The 24,136-nt window shown below is 59.3% G+C and carries 17 protein-coding genes and 4 pseudogenes; 18 read left to right on the forward strand and 3 right to left on the reverse strand.

The features are described 5' to 3' along the window. Positions 1-4 precede the first annotated feature (4 nt). Together FHT75_RS29430 and hisN are read left to right on the forward strand one after the other, a co-directional pair. Positions 5-943, forward strand: a complete 939-nt coding sequence (locus FHT75_RS29430) for a choline kinase family protein (protein ID WP_183845342.1) — start codon at positions 5-7, stop codon at positions 941-943. 3 nt (positions 944-946) lie between these two features. After that, positions 947-1,744, forward strand: a complete 798-nt coding sequence (gene hisN, locus FHT75_RS29435; RefSeq protein ID WP_183845343.1) for a histidinol-phosphatase — start codon at positions 947-949, stop codon at positions 1,742-1,744. 55 nt (positions 1,745-1,799) lie between these two features. On the opposite strand, the gene FHT75_RS29440 is transcribed toward hisN, so the two are convergent. Next, entirely contained in the window at positions 1,800-2,558 is a 759-nt protein-coding gene (locus tag FHT75_RS29440; protein ID WP_183845344.1) for a DeoR/GlpR family DNA-binding transcription regulator, read from the reverse strand. A 1,556-nt stretch (positions 2,559-4,114) separates the two neighbouring features. Here FHT75_RS29440 and FHT75_RS36025 point away from each other — a divergent pair. Next, positions 4,115-5,350: pseudogene (locus FHT75_RS36025) on the forward strand (methyl-accepting chemotaxis protein); the annotation flags it as partial. A 259-nt stretch (positions 5,351-5,609) separates the two neighbouring features. Here FHT75_RS36025 and FHT75_RS29450 read toward each other — a convergent pair. Continuing rightward, on the reverse strand, positions 5,610-6,698 hold the full coding sequence (locus FHT75_RS29450; protein WP_183845413.1) for an ROK family transcriptional regulator: 1,089 nt from the start codon (positions 6,696-6,698) through the stop codon (positions 5,610-5,612). A gap of 81 nt (positions 6,699-6,779) precedes the next feature. Further along, the gene (locus tag FHT75_RS29455) at positions 6,780-7,448 is read right to left on the reverse strand and encodes an SGNH/GDSL hydrolase family protein (RefSeq protein WP_312865387.1); all 669 of its coding nucleotides are present in this window, start codon (positions 7,446-7,448) and stop codon (positions 6,780-6,782) included. Between the two features lie 286 nt (positions 7,449-7,734). Here FHT75_RS29455 and FHT75_RS29460 point away from each other — a divergent pair, with 286 nt between their 5' ends. From FHT75_RS29460 to FHT75_RS29525, 15 genes and pseudogenes are all read left to right on the forward strand, one after another. Then, a complete protein-coding gene (locus FHT75_RS29460; RefSeq protein ID WP_312865388.1) occupies positions 7,735-8,805 on the forward strand; it encodes an ABC transporter substrate-binding protein in 1,071 nt (356 codons plus the stop codon). A gap of 85 nt (positions 8,806-8,890) precedes the next feature. Then, positions 8,891-10,387, forward strand: a complete 1,497-nt coding sequence (locus tag FHT75_RS29465) for a sugar ABC transporter ATP-binding protein (RefSeq protein WP_183845346.1) — start codon at positions 8,891-8,893, stop codon at positions 10,385-10,387. Positions 10,388-10,477: 90 nt separating this feature from the next. Then, positions 10,478-11,374, forward strand: a complete 897-nt coding sequence (locus tag FHT75_RS29470; RefSeq protein WP_246712988.1) for an ABC transporter permease — start codon at positions 10,478-10,480, stop codon at positions 11,372-11,374. A 1-nt stretch (position 11,375) separates the two neighbouring features. After that, entirely contained in the window at positions 11,376-12,329 is a 954-nt protein-coding gene (locus tag FHT75_RS29475; RefSeq protein WP_183845348.1) for an ABC transporter permease, read from the forward strand. 19 nt (positions 12,330-12,348) lie between these two features. Then, entirely contained in the window at positions 12,349-13,032 is a 684-nt protein-coding gene (locus FHT75_RS29480) for an SGNH/GDSL hydrolase family protein (RefSeq protein WP_183845349.1), read from the forward strand. Between the two features lie 80 nt (positions 13,033-13,112). Next, a complete protein-coding gene (gene glpK, locus FHT75_RS29485; protein ID WP_183845350.1) occupies positions 13,113-14,615 on the forward strand; it encodes a glycerol kinase GlpK in 1,503 nt (500 codons plus the stop codon). A gap of 17 nt (positions 14,616-14,632) precedes the next feature. Continuing rightward, entirely contained in the window at positions 14,633-16,168 is a 1,536-nt protein-coding gene (gene glpD, locus FHT75_RS29490) for a glycerol-3-phosphate dehydrogenase (protein WP_183845351.1), read from the forward strand. 65 nt (positions 16,169-16,233) lie between these two features. Further along, the gene (acs, locus tag FHT75_RS29495) at positions 16,234-18,192 is read left to right on the forward strand and encodes an acetate--CoA ligase (protein WP_183845352.1); all 1,959 of its coding nucleotides are present in this window, start codon (positions 16,234-16,236) and stop codon (positions 18,190-18,192) included. A gap of 23 nt (positions 18,193-18,215) precedes the next feature. After that, the gene (locus FHT75_RS29500) at positions 18,216-18,800 is read left to right on the forward strand and encodes an adenylate kinase (RefSeq protein WP_183845353.1); all 585 of its coding nucleotides are present in this window, start codon (positions 18,216-18,218) and stop codon (positions 18,798-18,800) included. A 644-nt stretch (positions 18,801-19,444) separates the two neighbouring features. Next, positions 19,445-20,986, forward strand: a pseudogene (locus tag FHT75_RS29505) (methyl-accepting chemotaxis protein); the annotation flags it as partial. Positions 20,987-21,217: 231 nt separating this feature from the next. Continuing rightward, a pseudogene (locus tag FHT75_RS36030) lies at positions 21,218-21,745 on the forward strand (hypothetical protein); the annotation flags it as partial. A 25-nt stretch (positions 21,746-21,770) separates the two neighbouring features. Next, positions 21,771-21,878 (forward strand): annotated as a pseudogene (locus tag FHT75_RS29510) (ornithine cyclodeaminase); the annotation flags it as partial. 49 nt (positions 21,879-21,927) lie between these two features. Next, positions 21,928-22,116: a LuxR C-terminal-related transcriptional regulator gene (locus FHT75_RS29515; protein WP_246712989.1), complete on the forward strand. Its 189-nt coding sequence runs from the start codon at positions 21,928-21,930 to the stop codon at positions 22,114-22,116. A 587-nt stretch (positions 22,117-22,703) separates the two neighbouring features. Continuing rightward, positions 22,704-22,880 (forward strand): hypothetical protein, encoded by a 177-nt coding sequence (locus FHT75_RS29520; RefSeq protein WP_042119556.1) that lies wholly within the window; start codon positions 22,704-22,706, stop codon positions 22,878-22,880. 198 nt (positions 22,881-23,078) lie between these two features. After that, the gene (locus FHT75_RS29525) at positions 23,079-24,110 is read left to right on the forward strand and encodes a DUF3991 and toprim domain-containing protein (protein ID WP_183845355.1); all 1,032 of its coding nucleotides are present in this window, start codon (positions 23,079-23,081) and stop codon (positions 24,108-24,110) included. The last annotated feature ends 26 nt before the right edge of the window (positions 24,111-24,136 follow it).

The following is a 24,136-nucleotide window of genomic DNA, read 5'->3' on the forward strand; positions in this document are numbered from 1 at the left end:
AGCGATGAGACGCAGATTAGGCGAAGGCGCGTCGCAGGCGGAACGGGCGATCGAGCAGGCGATCGCAGCCGTGGCGGATTGGCGGGGCCTCGATGTTTCCTACGAACCGGTGCCCGGCGGCATCAGCAACCCCAATTGGCGCGTCTACGTCTTCGGTGCGCCACACAGCTTCTTCGTGAAGATTCCCGGTGCTGGAACCGAAATGTTCATCGACCGAAGAACGGCGAACGAAGCGGGCCGCAAGGCGCATGAAGCGGGCGTCGGGGCCCGGATCATCGACTTCTTCCCCGAAACCGGGGTCGAGGTGAGTGAATTCGTCGAAGGGCTGAGAACATCAACCAATGCCGATTTCCTGGATCCGGTCATACGCCTGAATGGTCTTCGCGCGCTGAAAGCCTTCAACGATACCGCCCCGCTTTCGCAGCAAAAGACAACCTTCGACATGATCGACGAACATTTCCAGCAGGCTCTGGATCTGGGCGGCGAATTTCCGAGCGACTTCGGCTGGATGAACGCGCGCTATCGCGAGGCGCGCAGCGCACTGGAGGCGTCAGGTCTCGATCTGGCACCGTGCATGAACGATACGCTGGCTGGCAATTTCCTCCTCCATTCCGATCGCCGGGTCATGCTCGTCGATTTCGAATACGCGTCGACCAATGATCGCGCTGCCGAACTGGCGCTCTGGTTCTGCGAGATGTGCTTCTCGCCCGAGATCGAGAAGGAACTGATCGAGGAATATTATGGTCGGGCGGACCCGAGCATCCTGGCGCGGATCTCACTATTCAAGGCGCTCGTCGACCTCAAATGGGCGACTTGGGCCATGGTGCAGAACGAAGTCTCACGTCTGGATTTCGACTTTTTCAAATATGGATTCTGGAAACATATGCGGGCACGTTTCGTGATGAGCAATCCGCTATGGTCGCAGTGGCTGAAGGCGGTCTGACACATGCCTATTCAAACCAACGAAAACCTGGTCTCGCCCGATTTTTTTCGCCGCCTGGCAGTTGTAGCGAGGCGTGAGGCATTGCCGCGGTTTCGATTGCCAGGCGCGGTTGTCAACAAGGCCGCCGGAGGGTTCGATCCGGTCACCGAAGCCGACCGGGAAACAGAAAAAGCCATTCGAAAGCTCATTCGTACCGAGTACCCGGATCACGGCATTCTGGGCGAAGAATTCGGCAATGAAGGTGCGGATGCTCGCCTGGTCTGGGTCATCGACCCGATCGACGGAACAAGGTCATTCATATCAGGTATCCCGCTCTGGGGGACTCTTGTTGGCCTGACCAAGGATGGTGGCGCAGTTGCCGGCATGATGGCGCAGCCCTTTATCGGCGAGTTGTTCTATGCCACCGGCAACGGTGCTTTTTATGAGGGTCCGCATGGTCAGGCGCAGCTCTCAACCAGCGCCACGAAGGACCTCTCTGAGGCGACGCTGTTTACGACTACGCCTGCCATCTTCGAAGCGGCCCGCAGAGCACGCTACGACCAGCTTGAGAAAAAGGTCCGTTTGGCTCGTTATGGAACGGATTGCTATGCCTATTGCATGCTTGCAGCAGGCCAGATTGACTGCGTTGTCGAAGCTGGCCTTTATCCCTACGACATCGTCGCGCTCGTCCCGATCATTGAACAGGCGGGCGGCGTTGTGACCGACTGGGATGGGGGGCCCGCCGAGCAGGGCGGCGGTATCGTCGCTGCTGCAAATGCCGCGCTTCACACTCAAATCATGGGCGTTCTGCACGGAGAGTGACCCCGTCTCTCCTTCAGGTGGCGGATATTACCAACCTGATGCTTTCAGCGGACTGTCAACCGTGGATGATTTCAAGATCGGCCCTTTTTGCCGCCGCCAGGATATCCGTCGGCGGGCGCTGATCGGTGACCAATGTGTTTACGCTGGAAAACGCGGCGGTAATGACATTGCCGGTTTTGCCGCACTTTGAATGGTCGGCCAGCATGATGCTTCGGGCCGTCTGCTTCAGTAGAGCTTGGCGGATTCTCGCTTCATCCTCTTCATAGTCCATGAAGCCATATTCCGCCTTGATCGCCGCCACGCCCATGAAGACGATGTCGAAGTGGAACTGCTGGATGTAGGACAGCGTGTCGTAGCCGACCAGGTCCTGTTCGATAGGGCGGAGATTTCCCGGTGTCATCTGGACCCGGACGCCAAAATGCTGGCAGGCGGCTTGCGCCACCATTAGGGAATTCGTGTAGAGCCTTAGCTTCTTGAAGCCAACCAGGTGCCGCGCAAGGGATAAAGTGGTGGTGCCAGTATCTAGAAAGATGGCACAGTCATCGTTGATCAGGTTGCGCGCCATCTGCGCGACCGCATCCTTTTCGAGCGCATTAAACCTGATGCGATCGGTGATCGGCACATCAGCGGTGCGCCCGGCCGGTATAGCTCCTCCGTGAACACGCCGGACGGCCCCCTCGGCCTCGAGGTCCTTCAGATCGCGTCGAATGGTTTCACCCGAAACACCGAACTCCGCGGAAAGCTCGACAACGCTGACGCGTTGGTCACGATCCAGCCGTTCCAGAATGACTTCCTTGCGGACTTCGCTCGACATCGACGGCTTCTTCCTCGGGTCGGTGCGGGCCGACAGCAACGTTGATGCTGACAGTCCCTGGAGTGGCGGATCTATGCGTTCGTAGTTGGATGACCGCGAACCCGGAAGCCCACGACGTTGTCCTTGGAATTGTGTATTTATGTGGTGTTTGCGCATCTTTCAAACGAAATGCCCTGATTTCCACGGACGAGAATTCTGAAACGCCACCCTGCCCGCCCGCGGCTCGCTTCCGATGTGACGAGCAACGTGTACACGTTTCATAGGTTATTTCAGTACCAGTCCCGGTGGTGACAACTCCAGCCCAGATCGCCCGTATGTGGATATGTTGCAATATTTAAGCGATATCATCAACGAATTGGCCTTAAAGCCACAAAAGCAACATTGGAAAACCTCAAAAGATCCGAGCAGGATTCTGTGCAAGGCATTGAAAATAGTAAGAAACTTTCGGGTCGTAACGGATTTTTTAGAAGTATCGTCAATGATGATTTGCAACTGTTTGAACTCGAAATGGATTCAAAATGCAGATGTCCCACAATTCTTTGCGACTCTTCCACCGCATGCGGTCCATCAAAGCCAAGTTTGCGGCCGTGATCATAGGAACAGCAATCGTTTCTTGCGCGTCTGTCGGGGCATTGAGCTATCAGATCGGAAAGAACGGTTTGATAGAGGCAAGCAAGATCCGCCTCGAGGCAATCGCAGCAAATCAGTCGAAGGCGCTCAGAGCCTATGATGAACGGGTAGCGCAGACGCTGACCGAAATTGCACAGAGCCAGTCGCTCGGCGAAATGACGGAGCAGGCCGGAAAGGCCATCGCGATGTCTGACCAAAAGGTACGCGAGGCGTTCCAAGACATGTCGAAGACTCCTGAACAAAGAGCAGCTTTCGACGGATCGACGGTCAAGATGCTCTATTCCGTCAAGCATAGCTCGGTGCATGGGCCACTGTTCAGCGCCTGGAAGAATGCCGATCTGAGCGATATCTTCGTCATCGATAACAATGGCCAGCTGGTCTACACAGTGACCAAGGGACCGGAGTTCATGGCGACCGTTCAGGATCCGAAGAACGCGTCCCTGAGGTCGCTGTTTGATTCATCCGTCGCCGGCCCCGCCGATCAGGTGTACCGGACGGGGTTCATACCGTTCAAAAGCGAGGAAGGCGACGTTTCGGCTTTTCTTGCTAAGCCCCTTGCCAACGTCGTCTGGGGCTCAGTTGTCAAACGTGGCACCGTCGTGATCCGGATCGCACCAGCCAAGCTTCTGGCGCTCATTTCGCCCGAAGGGCTGGGCCGGGCTGTTGACGAGGCTTTTCTTATCGGCGCCGATGGCACATTGCGGGCCGGCAAGGTAGCGGAAGGCGGCTTAGCGCCGCAACTGGTTCAGGCTGCCAGAGACCAAAAGAGTGGTTCCATCTTCGCCGACGCCGCCAACGGCGTGAATTTTTATTCCTATGTGCCGGTGACGCTTTTCGGGCAACCGCACCTTCTGGTCATTGGCCAGGATAAGGCGAAGGTTCTCGCCTCAGCGGATGAACTTGCGAAGTGGGCTGGTCTGACCACCTTGGCGGTGCTGTTCGGCATGGGGATCGTGGGTTACATTTTCTCGTCTCGCCTCACGAAACCCTTGAAAGACATCACAGGCTTGATGAACCGCCTAAACAACGGTGATCAGACGATCGAGATCCGATCCGTGTCGCGTACCGACGAAATCGGCGTTATGGCGCGTGCGCTCGAATCCTTTCGTCAAAGCGCCGTCGACAAGGTGCGAATGGAGGATGAGGCGATCCACCGCAATGGGCTGCTCGAACAGGAGAGACAACTGCGCGAGACCGAAAGGGCAAGAAGCGCGGCAGAGTTGGAAGTGGCCATGTCAGCGCTGGCGACCGGTCTGAAGGATCTTGCCGAGGGGAAACTGGATCATCGCATTGAGCATCCTTTCGCCCCGTCGCTCGACCAGCTTCGACAGGATTTCAACGGTTCGATGACGCGGCTGCAGGCGACGATGCGCCAGATCCGCGACAATGTCGAAATGATCCAGGGCAATGGCAACCAGATGGCGGAGGCGGCTGAAGACCTTGCCAAGCGGACCGAGCAGCAGGCTGCCTCGCTCGAGGAAACGGCGGCCGCCGTCGACGAGATCACGGTCACGGTTCGCTCGTCAGCGGAGCGTGCCAAGGACGCCGACCAGATCGTTCGCCAGGCCAAGCGGAGCGCAGACGACTCGGCTATCGTCGTCAACAATGCGATCGACGCGATGGGCCGCATCGAAGAAGCCTCCCGCGAGATCGAACAGATCACCGGTGTGATCGACGAGATCGCCTTTCAGACCAATCTGCTGGCGCTCAACGCCGGCGTCGAGGCAGCCCGTGCCGGAGAGGCCGGCAAAGGCTTTGCCGTCGTAGCCCAGGAGGTGCGCGAACTCGCGCAACGTTCCGCCAAGGCAGCCAAGGAGATCAAGGTCCTCATCAACAAGTCGACAGCCGAGGTCAACACAGGCTCGCACCTGGTTCAGGAAACCGGGGCGGTGCTGGCGAAGATCAGCACGCAGATTGTCACGATCAGCCAGCATGTCGAGACGATTGCCCGCGGCAGCCACGATCAGTCGAGCGCGCTGCAGGGCGTCAACGCGACCGTCAATCAGATGGATCAAATGACACAGCACAATGCGGCCATGGTCGAGGAGACGACGGCCGCGAGCCGCGAACTCGCCTCCCAGGCCGACAGCCTGCTGGCCCTGGTCCAGCAGTTCAAGATCGAAGGAAATGGACGAGAATTCGGGTTTTATAGGGCCGCCTGATTTGCGGCAGTCCAAATGGATTTAGCACCCTCATCTTCGTCGAAGTCAGTTCTAGGGCCGGCAACCAATGTTGCCGGCTGGACGACAATTCGCCGGGACGCCGATGACGTACCGCCCCACAAACAGAAGGCGCTCATCAGGCTTAGATCACGGCTCTGCTGCACGCGAAATGTCAGTTCGTTTTATAGCGAGTTGGTGACGTGAGAAGTCTGTCGCAAGGTCCCAGCCTTTAGAAGCAGCCTCTAGCCGCTGCGATCAGCTAGACACCACTCTCGACCATGAACCTTGACATGAACGGCAGACTTGCAGCGCCGACCGCCTTTGGTGCGCTCAGAATGCTTGTCGGCATGACCGGGACCGCGGGAACCAATTTCTGCAGCAAGAGACAAACATTCCGAGAAATGTTGGCCGGCACAAACGAAGATACGATAACGGCTTCCAGCTCGACAAACTGGGTAAGCGACTTGACGATGCGGTGCATCTCTTCCGCGAGCCTGCCTTCCCATTCGAGAACCAGGCCGTTTTCGGGCCATGGTGCAAGCGGCTGCCAAAGATGATCCGTCGGGGCACCTGCGGAGGTCAACTTGGATTCCAATGACGCCACCCCCACATCGAAACTGACCACCGAATTGCCGTGATGAATCTGGTGGTTCAGCACCAGGCGGCTGTGGAGGTTTGCACCGATGTAAAAATAGAGATAGTCGGAAAACGGCTTGGCAATGCCAAACATGCTCTCGCCGCTGGCCGCAGCGGTGATGTCGTTCTGCACGAACACCGAGTATCCGGTCAGTTCCTCGACTTCCTTTTGCAGGGAGTCGAAATAGGCTTTCGCCTCACGACCCTCCGATGCGCTCGACGGCAGAGCGAGACCAATACCGGCCAGCCGCTTTTGAGCATTCTTCGGAACAATGTTCACCGCCTGACGAATGGTGTCGATGAACATCGTCTGGTTGCTGTCGCGCTCGGGTCGCGGGTTGGGCAACTGCATGTGATAGCGAATGGCGCCCACGAAATCGATCAGCACGACGTCTGTCCGCTTCAGGCCAACGCTGATGCCAATCGAAAAAGCCCCCTCGGGATTGAGGGCTACAGGGACGGTCGGCGGGCCCACACGCCCCTTTTGGGCTTCTCCCTTTGAAACCAGCCCCTCCTGTTCCAGCGATCTGACGAGCACCGAGATCGTCTGGGCTGAGAGGCCTGTCCGTTCGCCGATCTCCAGTCTGGTAATCTCACTGTTTTGAAGCAGCAGCGACAGGAGCAGGCGCTCATTGTAGCTGCGCACGCTAACGGCGTTCAGGCCGGTTGCCCGATCGGCAATACGCAGGGGATTGGGTGGTGCAAAACGCATATCAGGCATCAATGCAATCCTCGCCGAGTAAGGCATAAAGATGAACTGGCATCCATTTGTCGTGTCGTTGCGGCAATATCATCATCTCCAACCGATCGCCTCGACTTCCCTGGCAATCGCTGTTCCCAAGGCTTCATGCGCTTCCCGGTTGATGTGAAAACCATCCCGCGGATCACAGGCCGCGACGGTAGCGGCGTCAAAGAAATGGACTTCGAGCGAATCGGCAATAATTTCAAACTCGAGGGCGAGACGCCGGGATTTCTCCTGGGCGCCAGAAAAAATAGGTTCCCATTCCTTGATATCGTCCAGCATCGGCGGTGGTGCAACGACCATGATTTCGGGGGGCTTGCCGCCCGGGCCGGGCGCAAGTTCCCTGATATCGTAGACCAGGCAACCGATCCCCATCGCCACTTCGGAGGGTGGTTGACCGAAGCGCGCCTTCAGGTCGTTCGTCCCGAGCATGATGATGACAAGGTCGAGGATCGCATGGCTCATGAGGCACGGCCGCAGGTAGGTCCGGCCGTTTTTCATCGATCCCTCGATCGGATCGTCGCGAACCGTCGTGCGGCCACTTAGACCCTCCTCGATTACGTACCACTGGCTTCCAAGCTCCCGCCTCAAAACGCCAGGCCAGCGCTCGTTTGGCCCATATCGGTCGAGCGGCGAGCCCCCCGGAATTTGGCCATGCGTATTCGAGTCGCCGTAACATAAGACTGACCGCATTTCCTCCCCACCTTTATGGCAAATCATAAAGACGCATGAACATTCTGAGGTGATTATGGCCTTTGTCGATCTGTGGCGCAAGTTTATTGATATTCATTCAGTCTGAATAATTATTGACAGCGTTTCAGAGGTGTGGCATTTCTGTGAATGGGAGAGCAAGATTTCCAGGAACTGAACATAGCCAACCCCCGTCATCCAATGGCGTTGGCCCGCGACTAAAGCCGCTTCAGCGGCCTGGATAAGTGCGTCTCCGTGTCAATGGAGATCCGACGTCGATGAGGACGACGGTGTTTGTGCAAGGGAGGAATTCTCAGTGAACGGCTATCTGAAATCTATTCTCGGGGCGACGCTTGTGGTGGCATCCACCGCGGGCCCGCTTTGGGCTGATGACGTCAAGTTCATGGACGGCATCACGCCGCGAGTTGGCGACAACCCGCAGACCGAAGCTGGCAAGTACAAGAAGGATTGCGGCTGGGTCATCGGCATGAGCGACTTTGGCGTCAACGCCAATACCTGGACGGTCCAGGTCGCTCACGAGTCCGAGGCTGCTGCTGCTGCCAACAAGTGCATCAAGAAGTTCATCCTGCTCGACGCCGGCTTTGACCAGAAGAAGCAGGTTGCCGACATCGAAGATCTGATCGCGCAGAAAGTCGACGCGATCATCGTCCAGCCGGTCACGTCCACCTCCGCCAACGCATCGATGAAGAAGGCGATTGCTGCTGGCATTCCGGTCATCGTCCATACCGGCCGCGTTGAAACGGACGATTACACGACAGAAATCCAAGGCGGTGCCGAGCACTTCGGCAAGGTGATGGGCGACTGGCTCGTCAAGACGGTCGGAAACGACGGCAAGATCTGGGTGCTGCGCGGTCTTGCCGGCCATCCGGAAGACACCAACCGCTACAATGGTCTTCTGGAATCGCTGAAGGGCACAAACGTCAAGATCGTCGCCGAAGAGCATGGCGATTGGCAGTATGACAAGGGCAAGAGCGTTTGCGAGACCCTCTACCTGAACAACCCGGATGTGAACGGCATCTGGTCGTCGGGCGCCGACATGACGCGCGCCTGCGTCGACGTCTTCAAGCAGTTCGGCGCCAAGATCCCGCCGATCTCGGGCGAAGGCAACAACGGGTTCTTCGGCCAGTGGATCAACGACGGCTTCGAGTCGATCTCTGCAGAATACTCGCCGGCCCAGGGTGCCGAGGGCGTGCACGCTGCGATTGCTCTGCTCGAGGGCAAGCAGCTCTACAAGCACTACGACTACAATCCTCCGGGATGGGATCTCGAGAAGGTCAAGAAGTATTACCGCGACGATCTCTCCGCGAACGTCTGGTGGCCCTCTCAGCTCTCCGAAGACGATCTGAAGAAGTATTATAGCAAGTAATCATTCTCCCGCGGCGCGTCCGCCGGTTTCGTTCCGGAACCGGCGGATGGCCACCGGAACGGAATTGCGTGATTGGGAGGAAGCAATGGCCAACCTTGTAGAAATGTCGAACATTTCAAAGTCGTTTGGCGGAAGTCTGGCACTTGATAGAGTGTCGCTGGAGCTCTTGCCGGGTTCGGTGCATGCCCTGATGGGCGAGAATGGCGCCGGTAAATCGACCCTCATGAAGATCCTTGCGGGTGTTCATCGGCCCGACAGCGGCGATATCTTCAAGAACGGCCACAAGATCTCCTTCGTCAATCCGAAAGAGGCACTTGATTTCGGCATATCGACCGTCTTCCAGGAAATGACGCTCCTGTCAAACCTCACGATCGCCGAAAACATGTTTCTCGGGCGTGAGCCGGTCACGCGCTTCGGCACTGTCGACTACAAGCGCATGAATGCCGAAACCAGCAAAGCGCTGAAGGAGCTTTCGCTCAACCTCGATCCGCGGACGCTGGTTTCGAATCTCAGCATCGCCGAACGGCAGTTCGTCGAGATCGCCCATGGCATCAAGGCCGATGCCTCGATTTTCATTCTCGATGAGCCGACGGCTGCTCTTAATGCCGCCGATGTCGAGATCATGAACAAGCATATCCGGCGACTGCGCGATGCGGGCAAGGCGATCGTCTATATCTCGCACCGGATGGATGAAATCTTCCAGATCTGTGACACGGTCACGGTCCTGAAAGACGGCAAGCTGGTGGGCACGCGCCCTCTTTCCGAAATGACGCCGACATCGCTCATCGCAATGATGGTCGGCCGGGAATTGAAAGACCTTTTCCCGGAAAGAAACAACTCGGCAGCCGGCGAGCCGATGCTCGATATAAAGCACTTCAAGATCGGCGCGTCGACGAAGCCTTTCTCGCTGCATGTTTTCAAGGGTGAGATTGTTGCTCTCGCGGGGCTGGAAGGGCAAGGGCAGCAGAAACTCATGCGCTCGCTCGTTGGCCAGTTCCAGCCGTTTTCCGGCACCGTCACATTCCAGGGGAAATCACTTGCCTTGCCCGTGCCGAATGAGAACGGCATCCGCAAGCTGCAGCAGATGGGTGTGGGGTTCGTTCCTGAAGATCGCAAGGAAGAGGGTCTGTTCCTGAACCTTCCGATTGCCCACAATATCGAGATTGCCCTTCATTCGGCACGGAGGGGTTTTTCCCCCGCGAAGAACTATCGGAAGGTCGTTGCCGACACGATCCAGCGGCTGAATGTGCGGACGATCAATGCGTCCGCGCCCGTTGGCGCTCTTTCCGGCGGCAATCAGCAGAAGGTTCTGCTCGGACGCTATATCGCCGCCAATCTCGACATCCTGCTGATTGAAGAGCCGACACGCGGCGTCGACATCGGCGCCAAATCGGAAATCTACAAGCTGCTTCGCGACTTCACGCAGAACGGTGGGGCCGTGCTGGTCCTGTCGAGGGAAACCGTGGAACTCATCGGTCTATGCGATCGCATCTACGTCGTCCATGGCGACACCGTTGTCGCCGAGATGCCCGCCGCAAAGGCCACCGAGCACGACATCCTCGACGCCGCCTTGAGCGCGTGAACGCCAAATCTGAGAGTCAAACCGATGACTAAGGCCCTTGCAAGACTATTTACGGGAAGTCAGAACCGCCAAGGTCTCTGGATTGTTCCCTTGCTGATCACCATCGTCTTCAGTATTGCACTGATCGTTCAGACAGATCAGTTCCTGAACCGTGAAAACCTGTTCAACCTGATCGCCCAGGCAATGCCGCTGATCATCACGGCGGTCGGCCAGCTGTTCGTAATCCTCGTCGGCGGCCTCGACCTTTCCGTCGGATCGCTGATCAGCTTCACGACAGCCATACTGGCGTTGGACGCCCCGGGCTACATTACGATACCGGCAGTCTTCCTGCTGGCGGCCCTGCTCGGCCTGACCAACGGCATCGTGATCACTCGTCTCAACGTCCATCCGATCATCGCGACGCTGGCGATGCAATATATCGTGCTCGGAGCTGCGCGCATCTTGCGTCCCGTCTCCGGGGGAACAATTCCGGATGTCGTCATCCGCTCGGTCTCCGGGTCGTTCCTGGGGATACCCATGCCGATATTCTGGGGCATCTGTGTCGCCCTGGTTGCCTGGAAATTGCTCTACGGCTCGCGGTTCGGACTTCACCTCTTCGCGATCGGCGGCGGTATTTCCAGCGGCGTAGAAGACGCCACACGCAACTTCGGTGTCGCCGACAAGCGCAATGTCGTCCTTTCCTATGTCGCCTGCTCGTGCTTTGCGGCTCTTGCCGGCGTGTTCCTGGCCGGCCGCATCGTGTCCGGAGATCCGAATGTCGGACTTCTCTTCGAGCTCGATGCGATCACGGCCGTCGCCATTGGCGGCACGCAATTGTCCGGCGGCGTCGGCAGCCTTCAGGGCACGATTATCGGAGCCCTGGTGTTGGCGCTCCTCTCCAACGGCATGAATCTGGTCAACGTTTCGCCGTTTATTCAGACGGCGATCAAGGGCGGCATCCTGCTCCTTGTCGTCGGTTTCCAGACACGCAAGAAGATGGGGCTCTAAGATGTCAGCCTTCGCGAACAATCCCGCAATTCAGCGAATGCTCAGGGTTGCGCCCGCATACTATGTCTTTGCATTGCTACTGATCGTCTTGTGGGTTTCGCGCCCGCAGATGCTGAATGCAAATGTCATGGGCATCTTCATTCGCCAGGTGGCGCCTCTCGGTGTCCTCGTCCTTGGTCAGTTGCTCGTCATGCGCGTCAAAAGCATTGACCTCGCAGGCGGCGGCATCATCCTGCTCGTCAACTACTTCATTTCGTCGAATCTTCTTCCCGGAATGTCGGCGACAGGTTTCGTCCTGCTCGCTCTGTTCACGGGCACGGCAATCGGTCTGTTCAACGGTTTCATGGTCGGCAAGCGGCGTGTCTCGGCGGTTATCGTGACCCTTGCAGTCAGCATCATCCTTGTCGGGGCCGTGCAGTTTCTGTCGAGCGGCAAGCCGCCGGGCAACGTGCCGACCTACTTCAACACCATCTACAATGTGAAACTTGGTCCCCTGCCGCTCCCGGTTCTGTTCTGGGTCGTGCTGACGGCGCTGTTGTCCCTGCTTCTGTCGAGAACGGTGTTCGGGCGCTACGTCACCTCGGTGGGTGCCAATGCGGAAGCCGCGCACTTCTCAGGCGTTCCCGTCGAACGCACGGTTGTCGTGGCGCACACACTCGCAGGCCTTATCGCCGGCATCGCCGCCCTCGTTCAAACGGCGTCGATTGCGGTCGGAAGCGTTCGTGTCGGCCTGGATCTCCCGATCCTGTCCGTTGCGGCGACCATTCTCGGCGGCGTGGTGTTCGGCCGGGGGGAAGGTGGCGTCTGGGGGCCGTTCTTCGGTGTCCTTTCGTTCGCGCTCCTCTTTGTCGTGATGACGTCCTTCGGCGTCAGCGACTCCGGGAAACTCATCGCGCAAGGTCTCATCATCCTGCTTGCGGCCATTTTCTACGGCCTCAAGGCACGCAACTCGTAGTTATCGGAGGAATAACGATATGGCAGAGAGCCGCTCAATACTGTGTTTTGGGGATTCACTCACCTGGGGATGGATTCCGGTGCCGGAATCGTCGCCGACCCTCAGATACCCCTTTGAGCAGCGCTGGACCGGCGCCATGGCAGCGGCGCTGGGTGACGGCTATGCGATCATCGAGGAGGGCTTAAGTGCCCGCACAACGAGCGTCGAGGACCCCAACGATCCCCGGCTAAATGGGAGCGCCTATTTGCCGATGGCGCTCGCCAGCCACCTGCCGCTCGATCTTGTGATCATTTTGCTCGGCACCAACGATACCAAGTCCTACTTCCGCCGCACGCCCTACGAGATCGCCAACGGCATGGGCAAGCTTGCAGGCCAGGTTCTCACCTGTGCCGGCGGTATCGGCACGCCCTACCCTGCGCCGAAGCTCCTGATCGTTTCGCCGCCGCCGCTCGCTCCCATGCCTGACCCATGGTTCGAAGGCATGTTTGGTGGTGGCTACGAAAAGTCCCTCGAACTCGCAAAGCAGTACAAGGCGCTCGCCAATTTCCTGAAGGTCTACTTCCTCGACGCCGGTGAGTTCGTAAAGACCGATGGCTGCGACGGGATCCATTTCTCTGCCGAGACGAACATCACGCTCGGCCGGGCAATCGCGGCGAAGGTCGAAGCGATTTTCTCACAAGAGGCGAAGAACGCTGCAGCTTAGCAGTCTTCCGCCGCCGGCCGCCAGCGTCTCCCTCCCAGGACGCTGGCGGTCCCCTTCTGTCAACAAGATTTGAGGCTTCCATGACCGGCTATGTTCTGGCGATCGACCAGGGGACAACGTCCTCCCGTGCCATCGTTTACGGCCCCGATGCCCAGCCGATCGCGATCGATCAAAAAGAGATATCGCAGTCGTTTCCGAAGTCCGGCTGGGTCGAGCACAACGCCTCAGAAATATGGGAGTCTGTGCTTGAGACCTCTCGCAATGCTCTGAAGCGGGCAGGCATCGAGGCGCGGGACGTTGCGGCAATCGGCATCACAAACCAACGCGAAACATGCCTTGTCTGGGAGCGGTCGACGGGAAAGCCGATCCATCCTGCAATCGTCTGGCAGGACCGGCGGACCTACGGCGCCTGCGAGGTCCTGCGCGCAGATGGGTTTGGTCCGCTGATTCAAGAAAAAACCGGTCTTCTGCTCGATCCCTATTTTTCCGCCACGAAGATCGCCTGGATCCTCGACAATGTCGGGGGCGCGCGGCGCGCGGCTGAGAATGGCCAGTTGCTGTGCGGCACGATCGACACGTATCTGACCTGGATGCTCACAGGCGGCGCTGTGCACGCAACGGACGCGACCAACGCGTCACGCACGGCCTTGTTCGACATCCGCGAGAACCGCTGGGATGATGAATTGCTGGGCGCCTTCAGAGTGCCGCGGGCTCTCTTGCCTGAAGTCAAGGATTGTGCTGACGATTTCGGCCAGACGATTGCCGGCCACTTCGGCGCTCAAATTCCGATCCGGGCGCTTGCGGGCGACCAGCAGGCCGCCTTGATCGGCCAGGCCTGCCTCAAACCCGGGATGCTCAAATCGACCTATGGCACGGGATGCTTCGTGGTCCTGAATACCGGCGATCAGATCGTCCGGTCGTCCAACCGCCTCCTCTCGACCATTGGATATCGCCTCAATGGCAAAACGACCTACGCGCTTGAGGGCTCGATCTTCATGGCGGGTGCTGCGGTTCAATGGCTGAGAGATTCCTTGAAGCTTATCAAGGAAGCCGACGAAACCGGCCGACTTGCGCATCTGGCTGACGAACAGGAAGACGTCTATCTGGTGCCGGCATTCACCGGCCTTGGCGCGCCGCACTGGAATTCGCAAGCCCGTGGCGCGATTTTTGGCCTGACGAGAGGCACAGGGATCGCAGAGCTTTCTCGGGCGACCCTGGAATCCGTCTGCTACCAGACGCGCGACCTCCTCGAGGCAATGGCCTGCGACTACCCGATGGAGGTGAGGGGCGCGACCCTTCGCGTCGACGGCGGCCTGTCGGGTAGCGATTGGGCCATGCAGGCTTTGGCCGATTGCCTGGGAAGCGTCATCGAGCGATCGCAAAGCCAGGAAGCGACTGCATACGGTGTTGCGGCACTGGCTGGCTCGCAGGCCGGCGTCTGGCCCGACCTTCAAAACTTTGCCGCGAACTGGAAGGCGAAAAGCAGGTTCACCCCCAACCTCAACACTGACGAGCGCGCACGACGCTATCGGAAATGGCGCGCTGCCGTTGCAAGCACGCTTTCCTACGCGGCAACGGCGTGACGTCACGGGAGATCGATATGGAAGATAAGATCCACGACCTGTTCGTGATCGGTGGCGGTATCAACGGCTGCGGGATCGCACGTGATGCGGTTGGTCGCGGCTATTCGGTGGCGCTGGCGGAGATGAACGACTTCGCTTCCGGCACCTCGTCTGGCGCCACCAAGCTCATCCATGGCGGCTTGCGCTATCTCGAACACTACGAGTTCAGGCTGGTGCGTGAATCGCTGATGGAGCGCGAGGTGCTCTGGGCGATGGCGCCGCACATCATCTGGCCGATGCGCTTCGTGCTGCCCTACCAAAAGGGCGGCATCCGTCCGGCCTGGCTGATCCGGCTTGGGCTCTTCCTTTATGACCATCTTGGCGGCCGCAAGCTGCTGCCGCCGACTGCGGTGCTTGACATGCGCCGCGACGAGGCGGCCAAACCGCTGAAGGCGCTCTTCACTAAGGCCTTCGAATATTCTGACGGTTGGGTCGACGATGCCCGCCTCGTGGTCTTGAACGCCCGCGATGCTGCCGACAAGGGCGCGCTGATCATGCCGCGCACCAAGGTGGTCTCGGCACGGCGCGAGAATGGGCTCTGGACGATCGAGACGGTGGATACGGTCTCCGGGATCGCGACGGTTCACCGCGCGCGCATGCTCGTCAACGCGGCCGGTCCCTGGGTCGACCATGTCATCCGAGGCGCCTTCGGCAAGAACGAGTCCCGCAATGTGCGCCTCGTCCAGGGCAGTCATATCGTCGTCAAAAAGAAGTTCGAAGGGCCGCGCGCCTACTTTTTCCAAAATCCCGACAATCGCATCATCTTCGCCATTCCCTATGAGGACGAGTTCACGCTGATCGGCACCACCGATCGCGACTTTAGCGGCGATCCGAAGGATGTCAGAATCTCACAAGAGGAGACGGACTATCTCTGCAAGGCGGCCAGCGAATATTTCAAGGAGCCAGTCAGGCAGGACGATATCGTCTGGACCTATTCAGGGATACGCCCACTTTTCAACGATGGCGCCACGAAGGCGCAGGAGGCGACGCGCGACTATGTGCTGAAGCTTGATGGCTTCGTCGGCAGCGAGGTCAACAGGGCTCCGCTCCTCAACATCTTCGGCGGCAAGCTCACCACCTACCGGCGTCTGGCGGAACATGCGCTGGAGAAGGTCGGCGAGGCGATCGGCGTCAAGGGCGCCCCCTGGACCGCCAAGAGCCATCTGCCGGGCGGCGACTTTCCGGTTCAAGGCTACGAGGCGGAGGTCACCAAGCTTCACACGGCCTATCCGTTCCTCGCGGCTTCACATGCGCGCCGGCTTGTCCGCCGCTATGGCACGAAGGCATCCGTCCTTCTCGGCACTGCCAAGAAGATCGAGGATCTCGGCCGGCATTTCGGGTCGGACCTCTACGAAGCCGAAGTGCTTTACCTGATGGAGCACGAATGGGCACGCACAACGAGTGACATTCTCTGGAGACGCTCGAAGAAGGGGCTGCATCTCAGCCACAGCGAAGTGTCCCTTCTTGATAGTTTCATCTTTGAGGTCGTCCAGCGGCAGGTTGCCGCGCAGTGAGATTTTTTGGCGGGCAATGGCGCATCGATCCTGTCGGCCGGCCGACTGACGTTTGAGGAGTTTTAATGTCGGAAAAGATATACCCGGTTACCAAGCCGGTGCAGAGCTATGCGCTGATCGACAAGGCCGAGTACCAGGAATGGTACGAGGAAAGCGTCGGCAGCCCTGAGCAGTTCTGGGGCAAGCACGGCAAGCGTATCGACTGGTTCAAGCCCTACACCAGCGTAAAGGACACCTCGTTTACCGGCGACGTCTCGATCAAATGGTTCGAAGACGGTGAGACCAATGTCGCCTACAACTGCATCGATCGGCACCTGGAGACGAGGGGCGATCAGGTCGCCATCATCTGGGAAGGCGATGATCCCTCTGTCGATAAGAGGATCACCTATAACGAACTTTTCGAGCAGGTCTGCCGCTTCGCCAACGTGTTGAAGAAGCATAGTGTCCAGAAGGGCGACCGCGTCACCATCTACATGCCGATGGTGCCGGAAGCGGCCTATGCGATGCTCGCCTGCGCCCGTATCGGCGCGATCCATTCCGTGGTCTTCGGCGGCTTTTCGCCCGAGGCGCTGGGTGGCCGCATCGTCGATTGTGAATCGACCTTTGTCATCACGTGCGACGAGGGCCTGCGCGGCGGCAAGCCGGTTCCGCTGAAGGCCAACGTCGACAAGGCGATCGATATCGCCGCGCGCGGTCATGTCCTGGTCAAGAACGTCCTGGTGATCCGCCGTACCGGTGCGGCGATCGGCTGGGCGCCGGGCCGCGACCTCTGGCATCACGAGGAAGCAGCCTCTGTTTCGGCGGAGTGCCCGCCCGAGCCGATGAGGGCCGAGGATCCGCTTTTCATCCTCTACACCTCCGGTTCGACCGGCAAACCCAAGGGCGTTCTCCACACGACCGGCGGCTATCTCGTCTATGCCTCGATGACCCATGAATATGTGTTCGACTACCAGCACGGCGATATCTACTGGTGCACGGCCGATGTCGGCTGGGTCACCGGCCACTCCTATATCGTCTACGGGCCGCTTGCCAATTGCGCGACGACGCTGATGTTCGAGGGAATTCCGACCTTCCCGGATGCCGGCCGTTTCTGGGACGTGATCGACAAGCACAAGGTCAACATCTTTTACACCGCCCCGACGGCAATCCGTTCGCTGATGGGCACCGGCGATGATTTCGTCAAACGCTCAAGCCGTTCAAGCCTGCGGCTTCTCGGCTCGGTCGGCGAGCCGATCAATCCGGAAGCCTGGGAATGGTATTATCACACTGTCGGCGACGGGCGCTGCCCGATCGTCGACACCTGGTGGCAGACGGAAACCGGCGGCATCATGATCACGCCGCTGCCGGGCGCGACCGACCTCAAGCCCGGCTCCGCCACCCGCCCCTTCTTCGGCATCAAGCCGGAGCTCGTGGATGCGGAAGGCAAGCTTATCGAAGGTGCCGCCGACGGCAATCTGTGCATCGCCGACAGTTGGCCCGGTCAGGCACGTTCGGTCTATGGCGACCACGCGCGCTTCATCCAGACCTACTTCTCCACCTACGAGGGCAAATATTTCACCGGCGACGGCTGTCGCCGTGATGCCGACGGCTATTATTGGATCACCGGTCGCGTCGATGACGTTCTCAACGTCTCAGGCCACCGGCTCGGGACGGCGGAAGTCGAGTCCGCTCTGGTTTCGCATTACCTTGTCTCCGAGGCAGCCGTCGTCGGCTTTCCACACAACATCAAGGGCCAAGGCATCTACTGCTATGTCACGCTGATGGCCGGCAGTGAGGGGTCCGAGGAGTTGCGTCAGCAACTGGTCAAGCATGTCCGCGCGGAAATCGGACCGATCGCTTCGCCGGACAAGATCCAGTTCGCGCCGGGCCTGCCGAAGACCCGCTCGGGAAAGATCATGCGCCGCATCCTGCGCAAGATCGCTGAGGACGATTTCGGTGCACTGGGGGATACCTCGACGCTTGCCGATCCGGCTGTCGTCGATGATCTGATCGCCAACCGGCAGAACAGGGTCGAGGCAGCGTGAGACCGAAGGAAAGGACTTATCCCATGAGATTGATACTGATGGGCCCGCCCGGGTCCGGCAAGGGCACCCAAGCCAAGCGCATCTGCGAAAAGCTCGGCATCCCTCATCTGTCGACGGGCGACATCCTTCGGGCCGAGGTAAAGGCGGAGACGCCTCTTGGGTGCACGGTCGCGGCGACCATGGCAGCCGGCGGCCTCGTTTCCGACGATACCGTCTCGGCGATCGTTGCCAACCGGCTTGCCGGTCCGGAAGCTGAGCGCGGCTTTGTGCTCGACGGGTTCCCGCGCACGATCGTGCAGGCTGCCGCGTTGGATCAATCGCTCGGGGAGCGTTCCTTGACGGCCGTCATCGAACTCGTCGTCCCGGAGGAAGAACTCTACGACCGCATCTGCCGAAGAGCGGCACAGTCCGCCGGCGCGCAACGCGCCGATGACAATGCCGCGACGTTGGAACTGCGCCTCCAAGCGTATCGGGCCGAGACCCTTTCGGTCAGTGAATTTTACAAGGATCGGTCGCCGTACTTTCAGGTTGACGGTCTTGCCGCTCCTCAGGACGTGACCGCCCGGATTCTGGAAATCCTGGAGACGGCCGCGACGGAATATTCATGAAACATTACTAATTCGAGATCGATTTTACCGGATATTCATTCACTCAGAATAATTATTATTGGACTCGTTATCTTGGGTGGAGAATCATGAGCATTCATTTTGACTTCCTGCTATTGCGCGGACCGATCCGGACCAAAATCTTCTGCCTGCTGACGCCGATACTTGTCGGCATCGCGGGCTTGAGCCTCGTCAACTATCTTTCCGGCAACATGCTGAATACCCAGCTTGCGAGCAGCTCGAGCGGGATGGTCACGCTGTCGGCGATCAAGCAGGCTCAGGACGGGATGAACTCCTTCCTGCTCGAGGCGACGGAGGCCAAGCGCGATGCGCTGAAGGCGCTGCTCGCCGACCAGAGCGCCAAGATATCGACGAGCTTGTCCTTCGCTCAGGAACCGGATGAACGACAGAGCCTGCTTGCCGCCGGGACGATTGCCGAAGAGGTTTCAAAGACGATCGACGGTCTCTGGGAAATGCACAGCGACGAAAGGCAACTTCGGGAGGGGATTTCCAGCGATCTCTCAACCTTGTCGGATGTGCAGTCCAAACTGCAAACCTATTTGAACATCCCCGCTGACCAAGCGGCAGCACAAGCGGCGACGGCGGAAACGCTGAACAAGATCAATTCCATGAACTATGAACTTCGGATCGCCTCCTCCGATTTTCTAGGTGGCATGAATGAAGACACGCTCAAGAAGGTAAAAGGTCGCCTCAAAGGGCTAGGCTTGTATCTCGGTAAGGTGAAAGAACAGCACGCGGCCAACGGTCCCATCCAGGAATTGTCCGATAAGGCCGTTGCGGTGATTGGTCAGGCGCAGGAGGCATTCGATCAGTTCCTCGTCAAGGTCGGGGCTCGTGACGCGGCATTCAAGGCGGCGAGCGCCAGGATGAACGACTCTTGGAACAAGATCCTCGAGTTCGCTCAAGTCCAGCGTGATCATGCCTCCGCCGCACAGGATCAGGCGCAATATATATCCGTCGTGACGACCGTGCTTGCCCTGCTCTTCGGTTGCATCGCTGCTTTCCTGCTGCTCAGAACCCTCAAGTCTCCGATCGAAGCGCTGACTGCATCGATGAAGGCGGTTGCGTCCGGAAAACTCGACGAAAAGATCGGCAGCGTCGAAAAGCGCGACGAGATCGGCGAAATGGCAAGAGCGTTGGACGTATTCCGTAACAACGCGCTCGAAAAGATCCGCATCGAAAGTGAGGCGGAACAGTCGCGGTCGCTCGCGCGGCAACAACGCCAAGAAGACGATTTGCGAAAGAGCCGCGATGCGGCTGCGATCAGCAGCGCGGTCGAGGCGGTTGCGTCCGGCTTGCACAAACTCGCGAGCGGAGACCTGACGGTGACCATCGCTCGTCCTCTCGACGGAGAGCTCGACCAGCTTCGACAGGATTTCAACGGTTCGATGACGCGGCTGCAGGCGACGATGCGCCAGATCCGCGACAATGTCGAAATGATCCAGGGCAATGGCAACCAGATGGCGGAGGCGGCTGAAGACCTTGCCAAGCGGACCGAGCAGCAGGCTGCCTCGCTCGAGGAAACGGCGGCCGCCGTCGACGAGATCACGGTCACGGTTCGCTCGTCAGCGGAGCGTGCCAAGGACGCCGACCAGATCGTTCGCCAGGCCAAGCGGAGCGCAGACGACTCGGCTATCGTCGTCAACAATGCGATCGACGCGATGGGCCGCATCGAAGAAGCCTCCCGCGAGATCGAACAGATCACCGGTGTGATCGACGAGATCGCCTTTCAGACCAATCTGCTGGCGCTCAACGCCGGCGTCGAGGCAGCCCGTGCCGGAGAGGCCGGCAAAGGCTTTGCCGTCGTAGCCCAGGAGGTGCGCGAACTCGCGCAACGTTCCGCCAAGGCAGCCAAGGAGATCAAGGTCCTCATCAACAAGTCGACAGCCGAGGTCAACACAGGCTCGCACCTGGTTCAGGAAACCGGGGCGGTGCTGGCGAAGATCAGCACGCAGATTGTCACGATCAGCCAGCATGTCGAGACGATTGCCCGCGGCAGCCACGATCAGTCGAGCGCGCTGCAGGGCGTCAACGCGACCGTCAATCAGATGGATCAAATGACACAGCACAATGCGGCCATGGTCGAGGAGACGACGGCCGCGAGCCGCGAACTCGCCTCCCAGGCCGACAGCCTGCTGGCCCTGGTCCAGCAGTTCAAGATCGAAGGAAATGGACGAGACATGGGTTTTGTAACGGCGAGTGTCGCTGAGGCCGACCAAACGTCGCACCCGGTTTCCGGCGGCGCCGGCACGCTGGTGCAGTTTCCACCCACCCAACGCTCCGCATGAGACAGCCGCTGTGCTGCGAATGGCGCATGACAATGGCGTTCGCAAACAGCGGTGAAACCAATTCACTAGTCAAAGACAGGCCGAGTATCGACAATGACGATAACACTGGACATGGAACTGGGCGCCTATCTACGCGAGAGGAAGGTCGATCCCGCTCTTGCAGCCTTGATGGAAAGCATCGCCGCCTCTGCGGTCGTGGTGGCCGACCAGCTCAAGGAAGCGGCGTTTCAGAACCAGGTCGGCAGCGCCGGCACTACGAACGTCCAGGGTGAAGATCAGAACCTCCTAGACGTTCTGGCCGACCGCGTGTTTCGGGAAACATGCGCCAGCGCCAACTCGCTTGCCGCATATGTTTCCGAGGAGGTCGAGGACGTCGCGTGGCTGAAGACCCCGTCCGCGGGAGACCTCATCCTTTATGTTGATCCTCTCGACGGTTCGTCCAACCTCGAGGTGAGCCTCTCAGTCGGTTCGATCTTTGCCGTCGGCCAGGTCCTGTCGGATGACGATCGCAATGTCTTGCGAAAGGGCCGCGACTATCTCTGCGCGGGATATGCCATCTACGGTCCGTCGACGCTGCTGGTGATCACGTTCGGCCTCGGCGTCGTCGGCTTCACGCTCGATCCGTCCGACGGGCAATTCAAGCTCACCCATGCACGCATGCGCATATTCGCCGCAGACCTGGATCGAAGGCGATATTCAGCAGCTTCCACGTTCGCACCCCGTTACCGAGCTTTGGCAGGTCATGACCGGTGACGCGACGGGGCGCGCCGGTGTCTAAGAGCAACCTTGATAGGGCGAGGGTTTTGCATATGAAAATGCGAATGCTCTCGCCGCTCGAACTGACATGTCTACGATGGGTTGCACAGGGTAAGGCAGCGGCCCAAATTGCACAGATCGAAGGGAAAAGCATCAACGAAATCGAGGGGTATTTTGAGCGGGCAGTCCGGTCGCTCGGCGCCACGTCAATAGAAGCGGCCGTTGAGAAGGCAAACCTCAAGAAATCCGATTGATACGAATTGAAACCGGCTTCAGGCTTTGCAAGCCGCCTTCCACGAGTTCAAAGGCACGGTCCACCGTAGGGTCATCGCCGAACGATCCGGCTCAAATTTGCTCGAAAGGCTTCGCTCTGCATCCCAACTCTCGTTGATGCCGATGACGCAGGTAGTGTTGGATAACCCACATGGGACATCCTGTCGGCAAGCCTACGCGAAAACTTCGTCAGGACCCCTCAGGATGCGCCGCGAGTGAGGGTCCAAGAGCATCGCGCAGAAAAGATCCGTGAGCGAGCACCATTTGCCCTCCTGTGCCTTAGTGTCGCCATCGGCGATCCCATGATCAAACCGGTCTACAGCAGCAAGCAGGCGGGACATGCAAGAGAGATAGTGCCGAAACGTATTGGCCATCGGAAGCAAGCCAATCCCGCTCTCTTTTGATGGCGTCCTGGCTCGGTTCCGGATCTTCCACGATCAACCCATAAAGGGTCCGCTAGCAAGCTGCGGCCGCCGCCGCTTCGCGTCGCGGTGATCGCGCCCGGACCCCGAGCCTTTTGAGGAGCCATCGAGCGGGAATTGGCCCGCTCCCGAAGGAGCCCTCTCAAATGTCGCACGATCTATCTCTCGCCCAGTCCCACGCCTTCCAGCTGTCCCGTGACCTGATGGTCCCGGTCACCCTCTTCGAGGTCGACGGCGAATACGGCGTCCTTCCGTCCGACGAGATCGACGCCGACGACGATCTGGCGATCGTGCACGAGTATATGCCCTGGCCGGCTCATTGAGCCGGCGCCGCCTGGGTGCCCCTTGCGAGCGGCAGGCCGCAAGGGAAGCTTCGCCGCGTCCGATGTCAGCTTGCATGATCCGACAATTGTCAGCCGCGCCCTTGCAGTCTTTGCTCTTCGGGGCCTGCCGAAAGGCGTGCGTGAACCTACGGGCAGGCAAGGACTATGGAGGCCGATCGCCGGGCGATCGGAAGGAAAATGAAGAGAAGAGAGATAGAAGGGCTCCGCGAGCGGGTCAGTTGTGCGGCAGTGCTTGAGCATGCCGGGTTTGCAATAGACGCGAAGGAAAGCACGCGGCGGGCGGTCAAGTTCCGCCGCGGCGGCGAGATCATCATCGTCACCTGTGAAGGGCGCGGATGGTTCGATCCTTTGTCCGAAGCGAAAGGCGATGTGTTCCGGCTCGTCGAGAATCTCGATCGCGTCGGTTTTCTCGAAGGCGCAGAACGGGTCGCGGCTCTGGTCGGCTTTCAGATCACGGAGCCGGAGTGGCAGCCGGCGAAAGATGGCGCGAGATGCGACCTCTCTCTTCCCGATCGGTGGCAGTCCCGCCGCCGTCCCTGGCCGGGTTCCGCGTCATGGCGATATCTCAACGGCGAGCGCTGCCTGCCAGCGAACGTGCTGCGGACGGCGATCAAAGGCGACCTTCTGCGCGAAGGTCCGCAAGGTAGCATGTGGGCGGCGCACCGGGATAAGGCCGGGGTTTTAACCGGCTGGGAAGCGCGCGGTCCGCAATACCGGGGTTTTGCGTCCGGAGGAACCAAGGTTCTTTTTCGTTTCGGTTCGGATAGCGCAGTGCGCCTGGCTGTGACGGAAGCCGCGATCGATGCCATGAGCCTCGCGGCGATCGAAGGTTCGCATGAGGGCACGCTTTATCTCAGCACCGGCGGCGGATGGTCGCCGGCGACGGAGGCAGCGTTGCGCGAGTTGGCCGCGAAACCGGGCGTCCAGATGGTTGCCGCAACGGACGCCAATCCACAGGGCGACATGTTTGCCGAACGGCTGCGGACGCTTGCCGACGATGCAGGTTGCGACTGGTCGCGCCTTCGCCCCCCGGCGGACGACTGGAACGAGGCCCTGAAGATCAGGGAAAAGGAAAAGAGGGAAACGATGGAAGGAGGAGGCGTGCCGCATGCGCGCCGTCCGCGTCAAGGGAAGCTTTGCCCGGCGGAGCCGGCCCTTGACCCCGGCAGCTGCGATGCCGGCGGCCCGGAAGTGGTCATGAAGGACTGACGAGGAAGGCAAGGTCGAGAGGACCG

Origin of the sequence: Rhizobium sp. BK112 (assembly GCF_014193215.1) — a bacterium.
Taxonomy (GTDB): Bacteria; Pseudomonadota; Alphaproteobacteria; order Rhizobiales; family Rhizobiaceae; genus Rhizobium; species Rhizobium anhuiense.